Genomic DNA, 13744 nt, shown 5'->3' with positions numbered 1-13744 from the left:
CTGCTCGGCACACCCGTCGGGCAGATCGTCGGCCGGATGAACAGCGAGCGCAGTGTCCAGGCCGTCTTCGACGACCTCACCCGCGGCTTCGAGCGGGCCGTCGACCGAATCAACCGGATCGCTGGAATCCCGGGCTCGTGGTGGTAGGCGACGTCCGCGGGAGCGGCGGTCCAGGGTTCGTCCGCGGGGGCGGTAGCCCAGGATTCGTCTGCGGGCGCCGTGGGCCAGGATTCATGCGTGGGCTCGGCGGTCCAGGATTCGCCCGAGGTCACGGACACGACCGGGCCGGTCGGGGCCTCCTCCGCGAGCGGGGCCGTGGGCGGCTTCTCTGGGAACGGACCCGTGGGCGGCTCCTCCGGGATTGGGCCCCTGGATGGCCTCTCCGCTATCGGGCCCCTGGATGGCCTCTCGACGAACGGGTCCCTGGGTGGCCTCTCCGCGAACGGGCCCATGGGGGCCTCCGCCGCGACGGGGCCCGCCTGTGCCTTCTCAATGCGGGCACGGCGGCCGGGCCGGGAATCGAGATACGGCCGTGCTCCCCAGCCGAGCACCGCCTCGGCCAGCAGCACCGGCCGCCGGCCGCCCGTCTGGTCCAATTGGTCGGCCGCATAACGGCAGTACCCGCACTTGTTCATGTGCCGGAGCAGATCGCGGCAAGTCTTGGTGCTGCCTTGCCGGACCGACGCCTCCAGCAGTCGGTTGTAGCGACGGCACTCCTCACGGGGGGCGAGTGCGGTGTGCGCCTCAAGCGTGGCGGTGCGTAAGAGCTCACGCGCCCGCTCCAGTTGGGCGGGAGCGTCGGCGGCGGTCAGGCCGAGCAGTTCGGCCGGTATCGCGAGGTCCTCCGCCTCGACTTCCGCGTGCCACAGAATGCCGCGGGCCGTCTCCGGCAGCTCCTTGAATGCGCGGGACACCAGGAGCCGGTTCTCCGGCGGAAGAAGCCGTACCGAGGCGCGGTCCCCGTCCTCGGGCCCGGAGTGGAGATCGGGGTGGAGCTGTGAGCGCCGGTGGTCCGCGTCCCATTCCGCCGCGATACCGCGCACGGCGACCAGCAGCCGTGGCAGCCACGCCACGGTCTCTCCGGGCCGCCGCCCGAATTCCCCGAACGTTCGTGTGAATGCGGCGGTGGTGAGCATTCCGGCGTACTGCGTGCTGCTGGTGCACAGTCGCGCGTACGAGTGGACCGCTGCCCAGTGCCGAGCCAGCAGTTGCTCGTCCGTCGCTTCGTTCACGTGCTCTTTCCTCCGCAGACCCCGCCGAAATCAGCCCATACCTCTCGGTATGGAATGGGCACACGCCGCCAATCGCAGCCTTCCACAGCGCACCGCCCCGTACAAGCCAAACCAGTCAATGCCCGTTTCTGCCCGAGTAGTTGGAGAGCGGCTTGAGAGCGGTTGAAGCGTTTCAAAGTGTCAACCAGAGTTTGCCGCAAGGTGATTCGAATTTCGTTTCTCTAAGTCACCTGGAGTATGTGCCGATTTGCCGTCCTGGAACACAGGGCATCGGATCTTCTACGGGGCTCGGAGTCCCGCCCGGTACGCGCCGGGAGGCGTCCCGTAACGCTGCCGGAATACGCGGTTGAAGTGGTACGGGCTGGTGAAACCGGAGGCCGCCGCCACCCGTTCCACCGGCAGATCGGTGGCCTCCAGGAGGCGGGCCGCGTGCAGCAGTCGGGCGGCGAGCACGGCCCGCATCGGGGACTGGCCGAGCTGCTGGCTGAAGAGGTGCGCGAACCGGGAGGGCGACAGCGAGACGTCCGCGGCCAGTGACTCCACGGTGTGCGGCGCGCCCGGGTCCGCCGCGATCAGCGCCTCGGCACGGCGGATCCGTACGTCGATGCCGGACCGCTGCGGCTCCGTGCGCGCGGTGGCGGCCGTGAGGAGCACGACCGACTCCAGGGAGCAGAGGGCGAGCTCGCGGGCGGCGGCTCCGTGGGCGACGGCGACCTGGCCGGCTTCAGCGGTGGCGACCGGCGTGGCGGTCCGGCCGGGCGGCGCGCCCTGCCCCGTCCACCGTGCGTCGGCGAGCATCCGCCGGAACGCCGACTCCACGCGGTCGTGGACGCCGTCGGGGGCCGGCGTCACGACGTACAGCCGGTCCCCGCGCGCGTACGGCCGCAGCCAGCCCGCCCACGACGCCCTGGCCTGGCAGTGCACCCACCAGAACGCCCAGTGCCGTGCGCCCGGCGCGACCGCGTACCGATGGGGAACGTCCGGTCCGAGGACCACCAGGTCCCCCGCGCCCGCCCGCGCTTCGACTCCGCCCTGGCTCAGCCGTCCGTGCCCGCCCGTGGTCCAGGTGAACAGCCAACTGTCCGCGCCGTGCGGGCGGTTGACGCTGTAGGCGGGCCGTTCGTCGAAACGGCCGACGGTGACGAGGCCCGGTGGCGGGGCAGGGACAGCAGGCTCGGGCAACCCGTCAGCGTTCACGGGCATCCTCCCGAAGGATGCGGCGGCCTAGCGTGAGAGGGACGGAGCCTGCCGGAAAGGGTTGACGCATGACAGTCACGGACATCGGAGCCTTCCATGAGCCCATCCTGCCCGAGGCCGGACACCGCCAGTTCGAGGAGGACGGCTTCACGGTGCTGCGCGGGCTGTTCGGCCGGGACGAGATCGCCGAGCTGAACGCGGAGTTCACGGCCCTGCACGCCGCCGGTCCGGTGCCCGGCCATTTCGAGCCGCGCGCGACGGAGACACTGGGGTCCGCCGATCCGCTGCACAGCTACCCCCGTGTGATGCATCCGCACCGCATCAACGACCTGGCGCTGCGTTTCCTCCTCGAACCGCGGCTGCGCGGCGTCCTGGAGACCCTCTTCGGCGAGGAGGTGCTGGCCGCACAGAGCATGTTCTACTTCAAGCCGCCGGGCGCGCGGGGCCAGGCCCTCCACCAGGACAACTTCTATCTCCGGGTAGAGCCCGGCACCTGTGTGGCCGCGTGGATCGCCTGCGATGTGATCGACCGGGAGAACGGCGGACTGGAGGTCGTTCCCGGCACGCACAAGATGGACCTGTTCTGCCCGGAGGAGGCCGACGAAGGCGTGTCGTTCGCGCGGGAGTATGTACCGCCGCCGCCCGGCCTCGCCGCCGTGCCGGTCGACATGTCGCCGGGTGACGTTCTGTTCTTCAACGGCACGCTGGTCCATGGCTCGCAGCCGAATCGCTCCGCTGAGCGGTTCCGTCGGTCGTTCATCGCCCACTACGTGGGGCGGTCTTCCGAATGCATCGGGAGCCACTACCGCACGCTGACGATGACCGGGGATCCGGTTCCGCTGCGGGAGGCCGCGGGGGCGGGGCCGTGCGGGACGGAGTTCGCGGCGGGCCCGCACTGAACGCTCCGCGGGGTGCCTCCGGCGGTTAGGCGGGTGTGGGTGCGTGGGTGGTTGCTCGCGTCAAGACCGCAACAGCCGCGGAGCGGTGAGGTGCAGGACTCCGTCCTGCCAGGTCACGCCGCTCAGATCGGGCACGACTACGCGGGCCTCGGTGGCCAGACCGCGCGAACCGACTCCGATGACGTACGCGCCGGCCGCGGCCCCCGCCTTCGCCCCCGCGACGCTGTCCTCGAAGACAACGGCCTCCGCGGGATCAAGCCCGAGCTTCTCGGCCGCCGCGAGGTAACCGTCCGGCGCCGGCTTGCCACCGGCGACGTCATCCGCGGCGATGAGCACGGGCGGCACCGGCAGACCCGCGGCACCGAGCCGGGCCCGGGCGAGCGCGGTGACGCCCGAGGTCACGACGGCCCAACTCCCGTGCGGCAGGCTCGTAAGGAGGTCGAGCGCACCGGGCAGCGCGGTCGTGAGGCCGGCGGCCTCGATCTCCAAACGATCGATCCGGCCGAGCGCAGCGTCCCGCTCGGCCGGATCGTCGACGAGCAACGCGACGGTGTCGGCGGAACGCCGCCCATGCACCATCGCGGTGACCTCCTCAGCCGGCAGCCCACGCTCCCGGGCCCACCGGCTCCACGCTTGGTCGACACCCGCGTCGGAGTCGACCAGAACGCCGTCGTTGTCGAAGAGCAGGCCTTGGCAGGGGATCTTCATGCGGGGTCCTTCAGCTGACGGGACGGTTGCGATAGCGGCCGACGAGTTCGCGTGCGGCGACCTGCATACGGGCGGGCGGCAGGCCCCGGGCGATCAGGGTCAGGTCGTCGACCACCATGTCGCCGATGGTCAAGAACGCCTCCGGGATGCCGCCCGCCCGGTGGGCGGAGAGCACGAGCCCTTCCAGGGTGCGGGCGGGGTCGTCGGCGGCGACGGGTTCCTCGGGCCAGACGTCGATGCCCGCCAGCAGCCGGCCTTCGGCGACCCGCGCGAGGAGCGCCGGAAAGTCGACGACGGGTGCCCGGCTGATGAGCACGAGCCGGGCACCGTCCGGCAACAGGTCCAGTTCGCGCGCGCCGAGCAGATGGCGGCTCTCGTCGGTGACAGTGGCCAGCACGAACACGAACCGGCTGCGGGTCAGGGTCTCGTCCAGCGTGGCGGGCACGAGCCCCTGCTCGCGCAGGACGGCGGGCGGCAGCCAGGGGTCGTACACCCGCAGCGTGGGACGGAAGGCCGCCAGCAGCGGGTGGAGGGCGCGGCCGAGCTGGCCGAAGCCGATCAGGCCGATGTCGGAGCCCCGCAGCAGTACGGCGTCGGCGTTGCCCTCGGACACGTACCGCTCCCGTCCGGCGCGGAAGGCCCGGTCCTCGCGGCTGATGCCGCGCGCCAGGTCGAGGGCGAGCCCGAGTGCGTACTCGGCGACGGCCTGGGCGTATGCGGGACCGCAGTTGAGGAGGTGGATACCGCGCTCGAAGCAGGCGTCGTAGTCGACGTGCGGGTAGAAGTTGCCCTCGACGTTGAGCACGGCCCTCAACTTCCCTGCGCGAGCGAGCCGTTCGGCGGGCAGGTCGGGCTGCCCGACGACGGCGAAGGCTTCGGGCAGGGCCTGGTCGAGGGCTTGCTCGGAGTCCGGTTCGATGACGGTGAAGCGTTCGCGCAGGCGGGCGAGGGCGTCGGGCGTGAAGATGCGGTCGGTGGGGTGCGGGGCGGCGCGCAGGATCACGAGCGGTTTGTCCGGGGTACTCACGGCTCTCCTTGCATCCGTACGGTGGGGAAGGCGGCGACCTCCCGGAACGGTAACCGCGTTCGCCGCCGCGCCGCGCCTGTGCCAACTTGACGCGCCCGTCGCCCTGCGGCTTTGATCCTGGCGTGTCGAGGCGCGCAGGACTCCCGATGGACCGAACGGGCATGACCGTCAAGCGCGTTGCCGTTGCCCTGGTCGCCGTCGTGGCACTGGCCGCCTGCACGTCGGGGTCCGGAGAGAACGGCGAGACAGGCGGGGCCACGGGCGGCAGCGCCGCACCGTCGAAGCCCGGAGCCGTTCAACTGCCGCCCCGCAACGCCGGCTTCGACTACCAGATCGGCGGTGCCTATACCCCGCCGGCCGGCGTCCGTATCGTCGCCCGCGACCGCGCGGCGGAGCCCGCGCCGGGCCTCTACAACATCTGTTACGTCAACGCCTTCCAGGCCCAGCCGGACGCCCGGGACGACTGGCCCGCCGACCTGCTGCTTCGTGACAAGAAGGGCGAGGTCGTGGTGGACGCCGACTGGGACGAGGCGCTGCTCGACATCGGGACGCCGGCGAAACGGGGGCGTATCGCCGACCGGGTCAACCAGTGGGTCGACGACTGTGCGGCCAAGGGGTACGACGCCGTCGAGCCGGACAACTACGACAGCTACACCCGTTCGCGCGGCCAGCTGACCGCCGACGACGCCATGTCCTTCATCAAGTTGCTCTCCGCGCACGCGCACGCCCGTGGTCTGGCCGTCGCGCAGAAGAACACCGTGGAGCTGGCCGGCCTCAAGTCCCGTACCGGGCTGGACTTCGCGGTGGCGGAGGAGTGCGGCGCGTACGACGAGTGCGGTGCGTACGCGAAGGCCTTCGACGACCGGGTCGTGGTGATCGAGTACACCGACCGTGGTGTGGAGAAGGCCCGTTCGGGCTTCGGGGAGCGGCTGAGCATCGTGCGCCGGGATGTGGAGGTGTCGACGCCGGGCGACGCCGGCTACGTCCGCGAGTGAGTCAGCAGTTCCAGGCCCTGCTCCCAGCGGAAGCCGTCACCCGGTCCGCCGAACCGGACCCCCATCCCGCGCAGCCGCGTAAGGCTCTCCTGGTACGCGGGGTGGACGGTCAGTGCCTCGCCTATGCTGGGCAGTACGGCGATCGGCACACCGAGGCCGTACGCCTCGCACAGGGTGCCGAGGGCCAGGGTGTCGGCGATTCCGGCGGCCCATTTGTTGAGGGTGTTGAACGTCGCGGGCGCCACGAGGACGGCGTCCGGGGCCGGAAACGGCCGCGGATCGCCGGGAGACCGCCAGGCGGACCGGATCATCCGGCCGGTCTGCTTCTCGACCGCCGCGGTGTCGAAGAAGCCGGTGGCGGGTGGCGTGGCGATGACTCCGACGTCCCAGCCCCGCTCCTGTGCCAGGGTGATCAACTCGCCGACGTTCTCGGCTACTTGGGCGGCGCACACGATGAGGTAGAGGAAGGGTTTCCGGGTCTGTTCGGTCACTCGGAAACCGTACTCAGCGGACCGGGGATCCGGTGATGATGTTGATCGACGTCTGATCAACATCACTGATTGACGGGGACCGGGTCACGTTGCAGACTCAATCCAACATTCAACGAAGAAGCGTTCACCAGGCGGACAAGCGGCTGAGCCCCGGGCGTGGGCATGGTCGTCCTGCCACGCATGACGGGAAGAGCCCCCATGACCCTCCATCGTGATCTGCTGATCGGCGGCAAGGACCAGCCCGCCGCCTCCGGCCGCACCGCTGAGGACGTGAATCCGTACAGCTCCGAGGTGTACGCCACGGTCGCCGCGGCCGGCGTCGAGGATGTCACGCGGGCCGTGGACGCCGCGGATGCCGCGTTCGCCGACTGGGCCGCGACCAGCCCGGTGCTCCGCCGCAAGATCTTCCTCGACGCGGCCGACCTGCTGGAAGCCCGTGTCGAGGACGCCGTACGGACGATGGCGGGCGAGGTCGGCGGGACCCGGCCCTGGGCCATGTTCAATGTCGGCCTCGCCGCGAACATGCTCCGCGAGGCCGCCGCCGCGGTGACCGCCCCGCGCGGCGAGGTGCTGAGCGCACAGAAGGAGGGCGCGCTCGGCCTCGCGGTCCGGGAGCCCGTCGGCGTCGTGGCGGCATTCTCGCCGTGGAACGCGCCGGTCATCCTCGGCGTCCGTGCCGTCGCCGCGCCGCTCGCCGCGGGCAACACCGTGGTGCTGAAGCCGAGCGAGGACGCGCCGCTTTCCTGCGGTCTCTTCGTCGCGGACGTCCTGCGGGACGCGGGCCTGCCCGACGGCGTACTCAACGTGATCACCAACGCCCCCGAGGACGCGGCCACCGTCGCCGAGGCCCTGATCGCCGACGAGCGGGTACGGTCCGTCAACTTCACCGGGTCCACCGGAGTCGGCCGCATCATCGGCGTCCACGCCGCCAGCTATCTCAAGCCCGCGCTCCTCGAACTCGGCGGCAAGAACTCCGTGATCGTGCTGGCGGACGCCGACGTCGACTACGCGGTCGACGCCGCCGTCTTCTCCGTGTTCATGAACGCCGGCCAGATCTGCATGTCGGCCGACCGGCTCCTCGTCCACGAGAGCCTCGCCGAGGAGTTCACGGCCAAGTTCGTCGCGAAGACCGAGTCGCTCGCGGCCGGTGACCCGGCCATCGATCACACGGTGGTCGGCCCGCTGGTCACCCCGGACGCCGCCCGCAGGGTCGCTGCGCTGGTCGAGGACGCCGTCGCCAAGGGCGCCACCGTACTGACCGGCGGCACGGCTCCCGAAGGTGCCGTACACCCCGCGACCGTGCTCACCGACCTGCCGCAGAGCGCCGAGCTGTACCACGGCGAGGCCTTCGGCCCGGTCGCCGTGATCAGCACGTTCGCCACGGACGACGAGGCGGTCGACTTCGCCAACGCCACCGAGCACGGACTGACCTGCGGCATCATCACCGAGAACGGCACCCACGGGCTGAACGTCGCCCGCCGGATCCGTACCGGCATCGTGCACGTCAACGACCAGTCCGTCGCCGACGAGCCGAACGCTCCCTTCGGCGGCTTCAAGGCCAGCGGATACGGCCGGTTCGGCGGGCGCTGGGGCATCGAGGCGTTCAGCAACACCCGCTGGGTGACACTGGCGACGCAGCACGCGCACTACCCGTTCTGAGCCGCTCGCATACGCTGAACCTTTCGCATACGACGATGGGAACGAGCATGCCTCTTGAGGGCGAGTACGAGCCCAGCACCACCGGCTGGGTACGTGAGCAGGTGGAGTTGATCGAAAGGTCCGGCGGGACCGAGGGGATGACGTTGATGGACACGGGCATGCCCGTGATCCTGCTGACCACCCGAGGCGCCAAGAGCGGCAAGATCCGCAAGACACCCCTCATGCGCGTGGAGCACGAGGGCGTGTACGCCGCCGTCGCCTCCCTGGGCGGCGCCCCCAAGCACCCGGTCTGGTACTTCAACGTCAAGGCCGACCCCCGCGTGGAACTCCAGGACGGCACGGTCCGCACGGACATGAGGGCCCGCGAGGTGACCGGCGAGGAGAAGGCGCTGTGGTGGGAGCGCGCCGTCGCGGCTTACCCGCCCTACGCCGACTACCAGGAGAAGACCGACCGCGAGATCCCGGTCTTCGTCCTGGAACCGGTCGAGGGCAACTGATCCCGTAGCCACGGTGCTCGGCAGGCCCAGCCGGTTCCTTCGATCCCGAAGGCATGAAGCGTCGTGCGCCGGGCACACGACCCTCAGGCCCCGCCGCGCTCCCCCGTCGCGGCGGGGCCGCCCACTGTCCGGGGCGAGGGCGAAGGCACAGGTCAGCTGCCGCGCGGCTGGCGGCGGGCGGTTCGCTTCGCGGTCAGTGCGTCGGTGATGTCGAGGAAGATCTGGTCGGCTTCCGGGATCGTGTAGGACACGGTGCGCTTGATGCGTTCGGCGACCAGTTCGACCTCTTCGCTGTCCAGGCCGGGGGTCAAGTCGACCCTGGCGGCCACCAGGGTCGAGTCCAGGCCCAGCTCCATCGTCAGCAGGGACTCCACGGAGTCGATCTCCGGCTGCGCCTGCAGCAGCGCCCGGATACGGTGGCTCTGCTCGGGGTCCGCGGCCCTGCCGATCAGCTGGTCGCGGGCGTCGCGGCCCAGGCGGTACGCCACGTACACGAGCAGCGCCCCGATGGCGCACGAGGCCAGTGCCTCCCAGATGACCTGGCCGGTGGCCATGTGGAGGGCCATCCCGGCGATCGCGAGGGACACACCGAGCACGGCGGTGCCGTCCTCGGCGACGACCGTCCGCAGTGCCGGGTCACGGGCCCCGGAGGCGGCGCCGCCCTGGACGCGCACCTGGTGCAGGGCCCGCAGCAGGGAGATCCCCTCGGAGATGAGGGCGACCCCGAGGACGACGAGCCCCGCCACGTAGCCGTCGTACGACTCCGCCGCTCCCCTGCGCAGCGCCTCGAAGGCCTGGAAGAAGGAGAAGCAGCCGCCCATCACGAAGATGCCGACGGCTGCCAGGAGCGACCAGAAGAAGCGTTCCTTGCCGTAACCGAAGGGATGGCGGCTGTCGGCGCGACGCCGGCTGCGGCGCAGGGCGGCGAGGAGGAACACCTCGTTCATGCTGTCGGCCACGGAGTGCGCCGCCTCCGAGAGCAGCGCGGGTGAGCCTGCGATCAGGCCGCCCACCGTCTTGGCCACGGCGATCACGACGTTCGCGGCCAGCGCCACCAGCACGGTGACACGGGTCCTGCGGTCCGACATGGTCAACGGCTTACGGCTCACTTCGGCCGATTGCCCCAGTCGCGCGCCCTCACACGAGGTGAGCGGCGAAATCGGGGAACTCCTGTCATCAGGACAGGTCCCGGCACGTCCGCACACCCCGGGGAAGGACAGGAGACAGGAGCCATGAGCGACACCGACAGCAACACCGCGTACGGCAGGAAGTCGTTCCAGCGGTCCAAGAGCCACTTCGCGGACCGCGTCACGGCGGACGCCCGGGACGGCTGGCCGGTCGAGGCCGGACGGTACCGGCTGGTCGTCAGCCGCGCCTGCCCCTGGGCCGGCCGCGCGGTGATCTCCCGGCGACTGCTGGGCCTTGAGGACGCCCTGTCGCTGGCCATCGCCGACCCCCTCCAGGACGACCGCAGCTGGCGTTTCACGCTGGACCCGGACGGCCGCGACCCGGTGCTCGGCATCCGCTTCCTCAGCGAGGCGTACGACGCACGGGAGCCAGGGAGTCCTGACTACCCGGGTGGCGTCAGCGTCCCCGCGCTCGTGGACGTGCCCAGCGGCCGCCTGGTCACCAACGACTTCCAGCAGATCACCCTGGACCTGGCCACCGAGTGGACGGAACTGCACCGGGAGGGAGCGCCCGACTTGTATCCGGCCCGGCTGCGCGACGAGATAGACGAGGTCATGCAGGAGGTGTACGAGGACGTCAACAACGGGGTGTACCGGGCCGGCTTCGCCACCGGCCAGGAGGAGTACGAGACGGCCTGTGAGCGGCTCTTCCGACGGCTGGAGCTGCTGTCGGCGCGGCTCGCCGACCGGCGCTATCTGGTCGGCGACACGATCACGGAGGCGGACATCCGGCTGTTCACCACCCTGGTCCGGTTCGACGCCGTCTACCACGGCCACTTCAAGTGCAACCGCTGGAAGTTGACCGAGGACCAGGTGCTGTGGGCGTACGTCCGCGATCTCTACCAGACGCCGGGCTTCGGCGACACCGTCGACTTCGACCACATCAAGCGGCACTACTACCAGGTCCACACGGGCATCAACCCGACCCGCATCGTGCCCATCGGCCCCGATCTGTCCGGCTGGCTGACGCCGCACCACCGTGAGGAACTCGGTGGCCGCCCGTTCGGCGACGGGACCCCGCCGGGGCCCGTGCCCGAAGGTGAGCGGGTCCCGGCAGCGGGGCGGCCCTGACCCGCGTGTGCAGGATCATCACCAACGACAAATAGACAAAGGCATAAGGACACAAGGAGTCAGCGATGCCGAAGAGCAAGCAGAAGAAGATGAAGCTGCCCCTCGCCTACAAGCCCCTCGGTTTCCTGCTCGGCTGGACGAGCGGAACCCTCGCCACCACGGCCTTCCAGAAGACGTGGAAGGCGATCCGGCACGAGGACGACGCGCCCGACGCGCTGGACAAGGAGCGGGGTTGGGGCGAGATCCTGTTGGCCGCGGCCGTCCAGGGGGCCATCTTCGCCGTCGTCCGCAGCGCCGTGGACCGTACGGGTGCCGCGTTCATCGAGCGCAGGACCGGAGTGTGGCCGTCCGGCGAACAGGGAGGCCGGGACTGAACTGCCTTACCGTCGCGTAAGGTTGGCTTCCGGATCGACGGCCGGAAGCCAGGCAGGCAGGAGAACGAGCTGTGAGCAACCAGCCAGAAGTGGGCGACACCGTCGAGGACTTCGCGCTGCCCGACGAGACCGGCACGTCCCGGAAGCTCTCCGAGCTCCTGGCCGAGGGTCCCGTCGTCCTCTTCTTCTACCCGGCCGCCCTCACCCCGGGCTGCACCGCCGAGGCGTGCCACTTCCGCGATCTGGCCGCCGAGTTCGCCGCCGCCGGGGCCCGGCCGGTGGGGATCAGCGGCGATCCGGTGGACCGGCAGCAGGAGTTCGCCGGAAAGCACACGCTCGGGTTTCCGCTGCTGTCCGACCCCGATGGCGCGATCCGGGAGCGGTTCGGTGTGAAGCGCGGTTTCACGATGGCGCCCACGAAGCGGGTCACCTTCGTCATCTCCCAGGACCGGAAGGTACTCGAGGTGGTGCGCAGCGAGTTCCGGATGAGCGCACACGCCGACCGCGCCCTGGCGGTCCTGCGCTCAGCCTGACCGCGGAGCCCCCGCCCCTGAACTCGACCGCGCTCAGCCCGACTTGGGCGCCGTGTCGCGGGTGATGCGGCGCAGGGTGAACGAGTGGCCGGCCGGATCCGCGTACCCCCGCTCCTCGAAGGGGCCGGAAGCCTCCTTGGTCTCCAGCGGCCGCCCGCCGAGTGAGACGACCCTGCGTTCCGCCTCGTCGAGGTCCTCCACATGGAAGTCCAGGTGGACCTGGAGGGAGTTCTCGGGGCGCGGCCAACTCGGCGGAGTGGCCGTCATGTCCCGGCGGAACGCCATCCGGGTCCCGTCGGCGCCTTTGATCTCCACGCGGTTCGCGCTCGCGTCCGTCTGCTCGGCCTCCAGCAACTCCGTGTAGAACAGGGCGAGTTTCTCCGGTTCGGCGCAGTCCAGCACCACGACGCCTGCCACTACGAGTGCCATGTCTCCTCCGTACGGGGCCGAACGCGGCGGCGTTCCCGGCCGCCGCCCGTCGTCCACGGGTACCCCGCCACCTGGAATCAAGCCGTCCCCGAAAGGACGCCTCCGCCCGGCGTAGACATTTCGCCAAGGTCGCCGGAGTCGCCGGAGTCGCCGGAAGAAGTAACCAAGGTCACGGTGAAGTCACGGAGGTCACGGCATAGATCATTTACGATCAGGGCAGCCTCGTAGCGATATCGAGTCAACTTTCGTCTCGGGAAGTGCAGTTCGAGTCGGCGGAAGATCGGTTTCGATCGCTCGCTCGCAGGGTGGGGGGCTCTGTGAATCGTCTCCAAGAGAGGATGCGAATGCCGCAGGACGTCAAATTCGACCTCCCCTTCACCACCCCCATCAGTGAGCATCTCGAGTACGCCCGGGCGCGTCATCTGCGCTGGGTCTGGGACCGTCGCCTGGTCCGCAGCAAGGCGGGCTTCGAGGAGTACCAGTCGTGGGATCTGCCGCAGGCCGCGGCCCGTACGTATCCGCATGCTTCGGCCGAGGACATGGTCGTCCTCATGAACTGGTTCTCGCTGGCCTTCCTCTTCGACGACCAGTTCGACGCCGGCCGGCCGGACCGCGCCGACCGTATAGCGGAGGTGGCGCGCGAGCTCATCGTCACACCGCTGCGCCCGGCGGGGAGCACGCCCCGGGTGGACTGCCCGATCACGGTGGCCTGGGCGGAGGTCTGGGCACACATTTCGGAGGGCATGTCGCTGACGTGGCGTACGCGGTTCGCGGCCTCCTGGGGACGGTTCCTCGTGGCGCACACCGAGGAGGTCGACCTGGCGGCCCGCGGCCTGGAAGGCACGCTCGGTCTTGAGGAGTACGCCGAGTTCCGCCGCCGTACGGTCGGCATTCACCACAGTATCGACGCAGGTGAGCGCAGTCGCGGCTTCGAGGTTCCGGCGCAGGTGCAGGCCCATCCGCTGATGATCCGGATGCGGGATCTGGCCGCGGACACCATCGGCTTCATGAACGACATCCACTCCTTCGAGCGCGAGAAACGCAGAGGAGACGGCCACAACCTGATAGCCGTGCTGCACCGGGAGCGCCGGTGCAGCTGGGAGGAGGCGGCCGATGAGGCGGTCCGGATGACCACGGACTGCCTCGACCAGTACCTCGAACTCGAGGCCCAGGTACCGAAGATGTGCGACGAGCTCGGTCTGGACGAGGAACAGCGGGACCAGGTGCGGATGGGCGTCGAGGCCATCCAGCACTGGATCAACGGCAACTACGAGTGGGCCCTGACCTCGGGCCGGTACGCCGCGGACAAGGAAACCCCGGCGGCTGCCGCGGAGTTGGCGGGGAGGGGGTCGGTGGACGATCTGCTTACGGTCTGAAGTAGAGCACTTACAGGTACGTACGAAAACTTTCGGCCGGCCACCCCCACGGGTGACCGGCCGAACCAA

Annotated in this window: 14 protein-coding genes and 1 pseudogene; 9 read left to right on the top strand and 6 right to left on the bottom strand. The window is 70.1% G+C overall.

Annotation, left to right across the window (positions count from 1 at the left end; genetic code table 11):
- A pseudogene (locus G6048_RS20260) lies at positions 1–147 on the top strand (nitronate monooxygenase); the annotation flags it as partial.
- A gap of 1364 nt (positions 148–1511) precedes the next feature.
- On the opposite strand, the gene G6048_RS20255 reads toward G6048_RS20260, so the two are convergent.
- Entirely contained in the window at positions 1512–2435 is a 924-nt protein-coding gene (locus G6048_RS20255) for a helix-turn-helix domain-containing protein (protein ID WP_165340978.1), read from the bottom strand.
- 62 nt (positions 2436–2497) lie between these two features.
- Here G6048_RS20255 and G6048_RS20250 point away from each other — a divergent pair, with 62 nt between their 5' ends.
- Positions 2498–3328 (top strand): phytanoyl-CoA dioxygenase family protein, encoded by an 831-nt coding sequence (locus G6048_RS20250; protein WP_165340977.1) that lies wholly within the window; start codon positions 2498–2500, stop codon positions 3326–3328.
- Between the two features lie 60 nt (positions 3329–3388).
- Here the strand turns inward: G6048_RS20250 and G6048_RS20245 are convergent, their stop codons facing one another.
- Complete coding sequence (locus tag G6048_RS20245; protein ID WP_165340976.1) at positions 3389–4036, bottom strand: HAD-IA family hydrolase; 648 nt, start codon at positions 4034–4036, stop codon at positions 3389–3391.
- A gap of 10 nt (positions 4037–4046) precedes the next feature.
- Positions 4047–5063, bottom strand: a complete 1017-nt coding sequence (locus G6048_RS20240) for a hydroxyacid dehydrogenase (RefSeq protein ID WP_165340975.1) — start codon at positions 5061–5063, stop codon at positions 4047–4049.
- A 146-nt stretch (positions 5064–5209) separates the two neighbouring features.
- Between G6048_RS20240 and G6048_RS20235 the strand changes: the two genes are divergently transcribed.
- Positions 5210–6058 carry an endo alpha-1,4 polygalactosaminidase gene (locus G6048_RS20235; RefSeq protein ID WP_165340974.1) on the top strand — a complete coding sequence of 283 codons (849 nt, stop codon included), beginning with the start codon at positions 5210–5212 and terminating at the stop codon, positions 6056–6058.
- Here G6048_RS20235 and G6048_RS20230 read toward each other — a convergent pair.
- Positions 6043–6549, bottom strand: coding sequence for a flavoprotein (locus tag G6048_RS20230; protein ID WP_328826456.1), 507 nt, complete (start codon positions 6547–6549; stop codon positions 6043–6045). The genes G6048_RS20235 and G6048_RS20230 overlap by 16 nt on opposite strands.
- 198 nt (positions 6550–6747) lie before the next feature.
- Here G6048_RS20230 and G6048_RS20225 point away from each other — a divergent pair, with 198 nt between their 5' ends.
- Positions 6748–8208 (top strand): aldehyde dehydrogenase family protein, encoded by a 1461-nt coding sequence (locus G6048_RS20225; RefSeq protein WP_165340972.1) that lies wholly within the window; start codon positions 6748–6750, stop codon positions 8206–8208.
- A 47-nt stretch (positions 8209–8255) separates the two neighbouring features.
- Complete coding sequence (locus G6048_RS20220; RefSeq protein WP_165340971.1) at positions 8256–8705, top strand: nitroreductase family deazaflavin-dependent oxidoreductase; 450 nt, start codon at positions 8256–8258, stop codon at positions 8703–8705.
- Between the two features lie 152 nt (positions 8706–8857).
- Here the strand turns inward: G6048_RS20220 and G6048_RS20215 are convergent, their stop codons facing one another.
- On the bottom strand, positions 8858–9793 hold the full coding sequence (locus G6048_RS20215; RefSeq protein WP_165340970.1) for a cation diffusion facilitator family transporter: 936 nt from the start codon (positions 9791–9793) through the stop codon (positions 8858–8860).
- Positions 9794–9937: 144 nt separating this feature from the next.
- Here G6048_RS20215 and G6048_RS20210 point away from each other — a divergent pair, with 144 nt between their 5' ends.
- The 3 genes from G6048_RS20210 (at position 9938) to G6048_RS20200 (ending at position 11870) form a co-directional block, all read left to right on the top strand.
- A complete protein-coding gene (locus G6048_RS20210; RefSeq protein WP_165340969.1) occupies positions 9938–10963 on the top strand; it encodes a glutathione S-transferase family protein in 1026 nt (341 codons plus the stop codon).
- A 65-nt stretch (positions 10964–11028) separates the two neighbouring features.
- Complete coding sequence (locus tag G6048_RS20205; RefSeq protein WP_165340968.1) at positions 11029–11337, top strand: DUF4235 domain-containing protein; 309 nt, start codon at positions 11029–11031, stop codon at positions 11335–11337.
- A 71-nt stretch (positions 11338–11408) separates the two neighbouring features.
- The gene (locus G6048_RS20200) at positions 11409–11870 is read left to right on the top strand and encodes a peroxiredoxin (protein ID WP_165340967.1); all 462 of its coding nucleotides are present in this window, start codon (positions 11409–11411) and stop codon (positions 11868–11870) included.
- Positions 11871–11903: 33 nt separating this feature from the next.
- Here G6048_RS20200 and G6048_RS20195 read toward each other — a convergent pair whose 3' ends face one another.
- Positions 11904–12299 carry a VOC family protein gene (locus G6048_RS20195; RefSeq protein ID WP_165340966.1) on the bottom strand — a complete coding sequence of 132 codons (396 nt, stop codon included), beginning with the start codon at positions 12297–12299 and terminating at the stop codon, positions 11904–11906.
- Between the two features lie 344 nt (positions 12300–12643).
- On the opposite strand from G6048_RS20195, the gene G6048_RS20190 reads away from it, so the two are divergent.
- Positions 12644–13675, top strand: coding sequence for a 7-epi-alpha-eudesmol synthase (locus tag G6048_RS20190; protein WP_165340965.1), 1032 nt, complete (start codon positions 12644–12646; stop codon positions 13673–13675).
- Positions 13676–13744 lie beyond the last annotated feature (69 nt).

It is taken from the genome of Streptomyces ureilyticus, from assembly GCF_011045025.1.
GTDB classification, from domain to species: domain Bacteria; phylum Actinomycetota; class Actinomycetes; order Streptomycetales; family Streptomycetaceae; genus Streptomyces; species Streptomyces ureilyticus.
Note: the sequence above shows the minus strand (reverse complement) of the source record. Positions and strands in the feature narration are given on the sequence as shown.

Excerpts from the sequence above, each read along its gene's own strand:
- G6048_RS20255 (WP_165340978.1), bottom strand. The coding sequence starts at position 2,435 with ATGCCCGTGAACGCTGACGGGTTGCCCGAGCCTGCTGTCCCTGCCCCG.
- G6048_RS20225 (WP_165340972.1), top strand. The coding sequence starts at position 6,748 with ATGACCCTCCATCGTGATCTGCTGATCGGCGGCAAGGACCAGCCCGCC.
- G6048_RS20245 (WP_165340976.1), bottom strand. The coding sequence starts at position 4,036 with ATGAAGATCCCCTGCCAAGGCCTGCTCTTCGACAACGACGGCGTTCTG.
- G6048_RS20215 (WP_165340970.1), bottom strand. The coding sequence starts at position 9,793 with ATGTCGGACCGCAGGACCCGTGTCACCGTGCTGGTGGCGCTGGCCGCG.
- G6048_RS20195 (WP_165340966.1), bottom strand. The coding sequence starts at position 12,299 with ATGGCACTCGTAGTGGCAGGCGTCGTGGTGCTGGACTGCGCCGAACCG.
- G6048_RS20205 (WP_165340968.1), top strand. The coding sequence starts at position 11,029 with ATGCCGAAGAGCAAGCAGAAGAAGATGAAGCTGCCCCTCGCCTACAAG.
- G6048_RS20210 (WP_165340969.1), top strand. The coding sequence starts at position 9,938 with ATGAGCGACACCGACAGCAACACCGCGTACGGCAGGAAGTCGTTCCAG.
- G6048_RS20250 (WP_165340977.1), top strand. The coding sequence starts at position 2,498 with ATGACAGTCACGGACATCGGAGCCTTCCATGAGCCCATCCTGCCCGAG.
- G6048_RS20235 (WP_165340974.1), top strand. The coding sequence starts at position 5,210 with ATGGACCGAACGGGCATGACCGTCAAGCGCGTTGCCGTTGCCCTGGTC.
- G6048_RS20220 (WP_165340971.1), top strand. The coding sequence starts at position 8,256 with ATGCCTCTTGAGGGCGAGTACGAGCCCAGCACCACCGGCTGGGTACGT.
- G6048_RS20190 (WP_165340965.1), top strand. The coding sequence starts at position 12,644 with ATGCCGCAGGACGTCAAATTCGACCTCCCCTTCACCACCCCCATCAGT.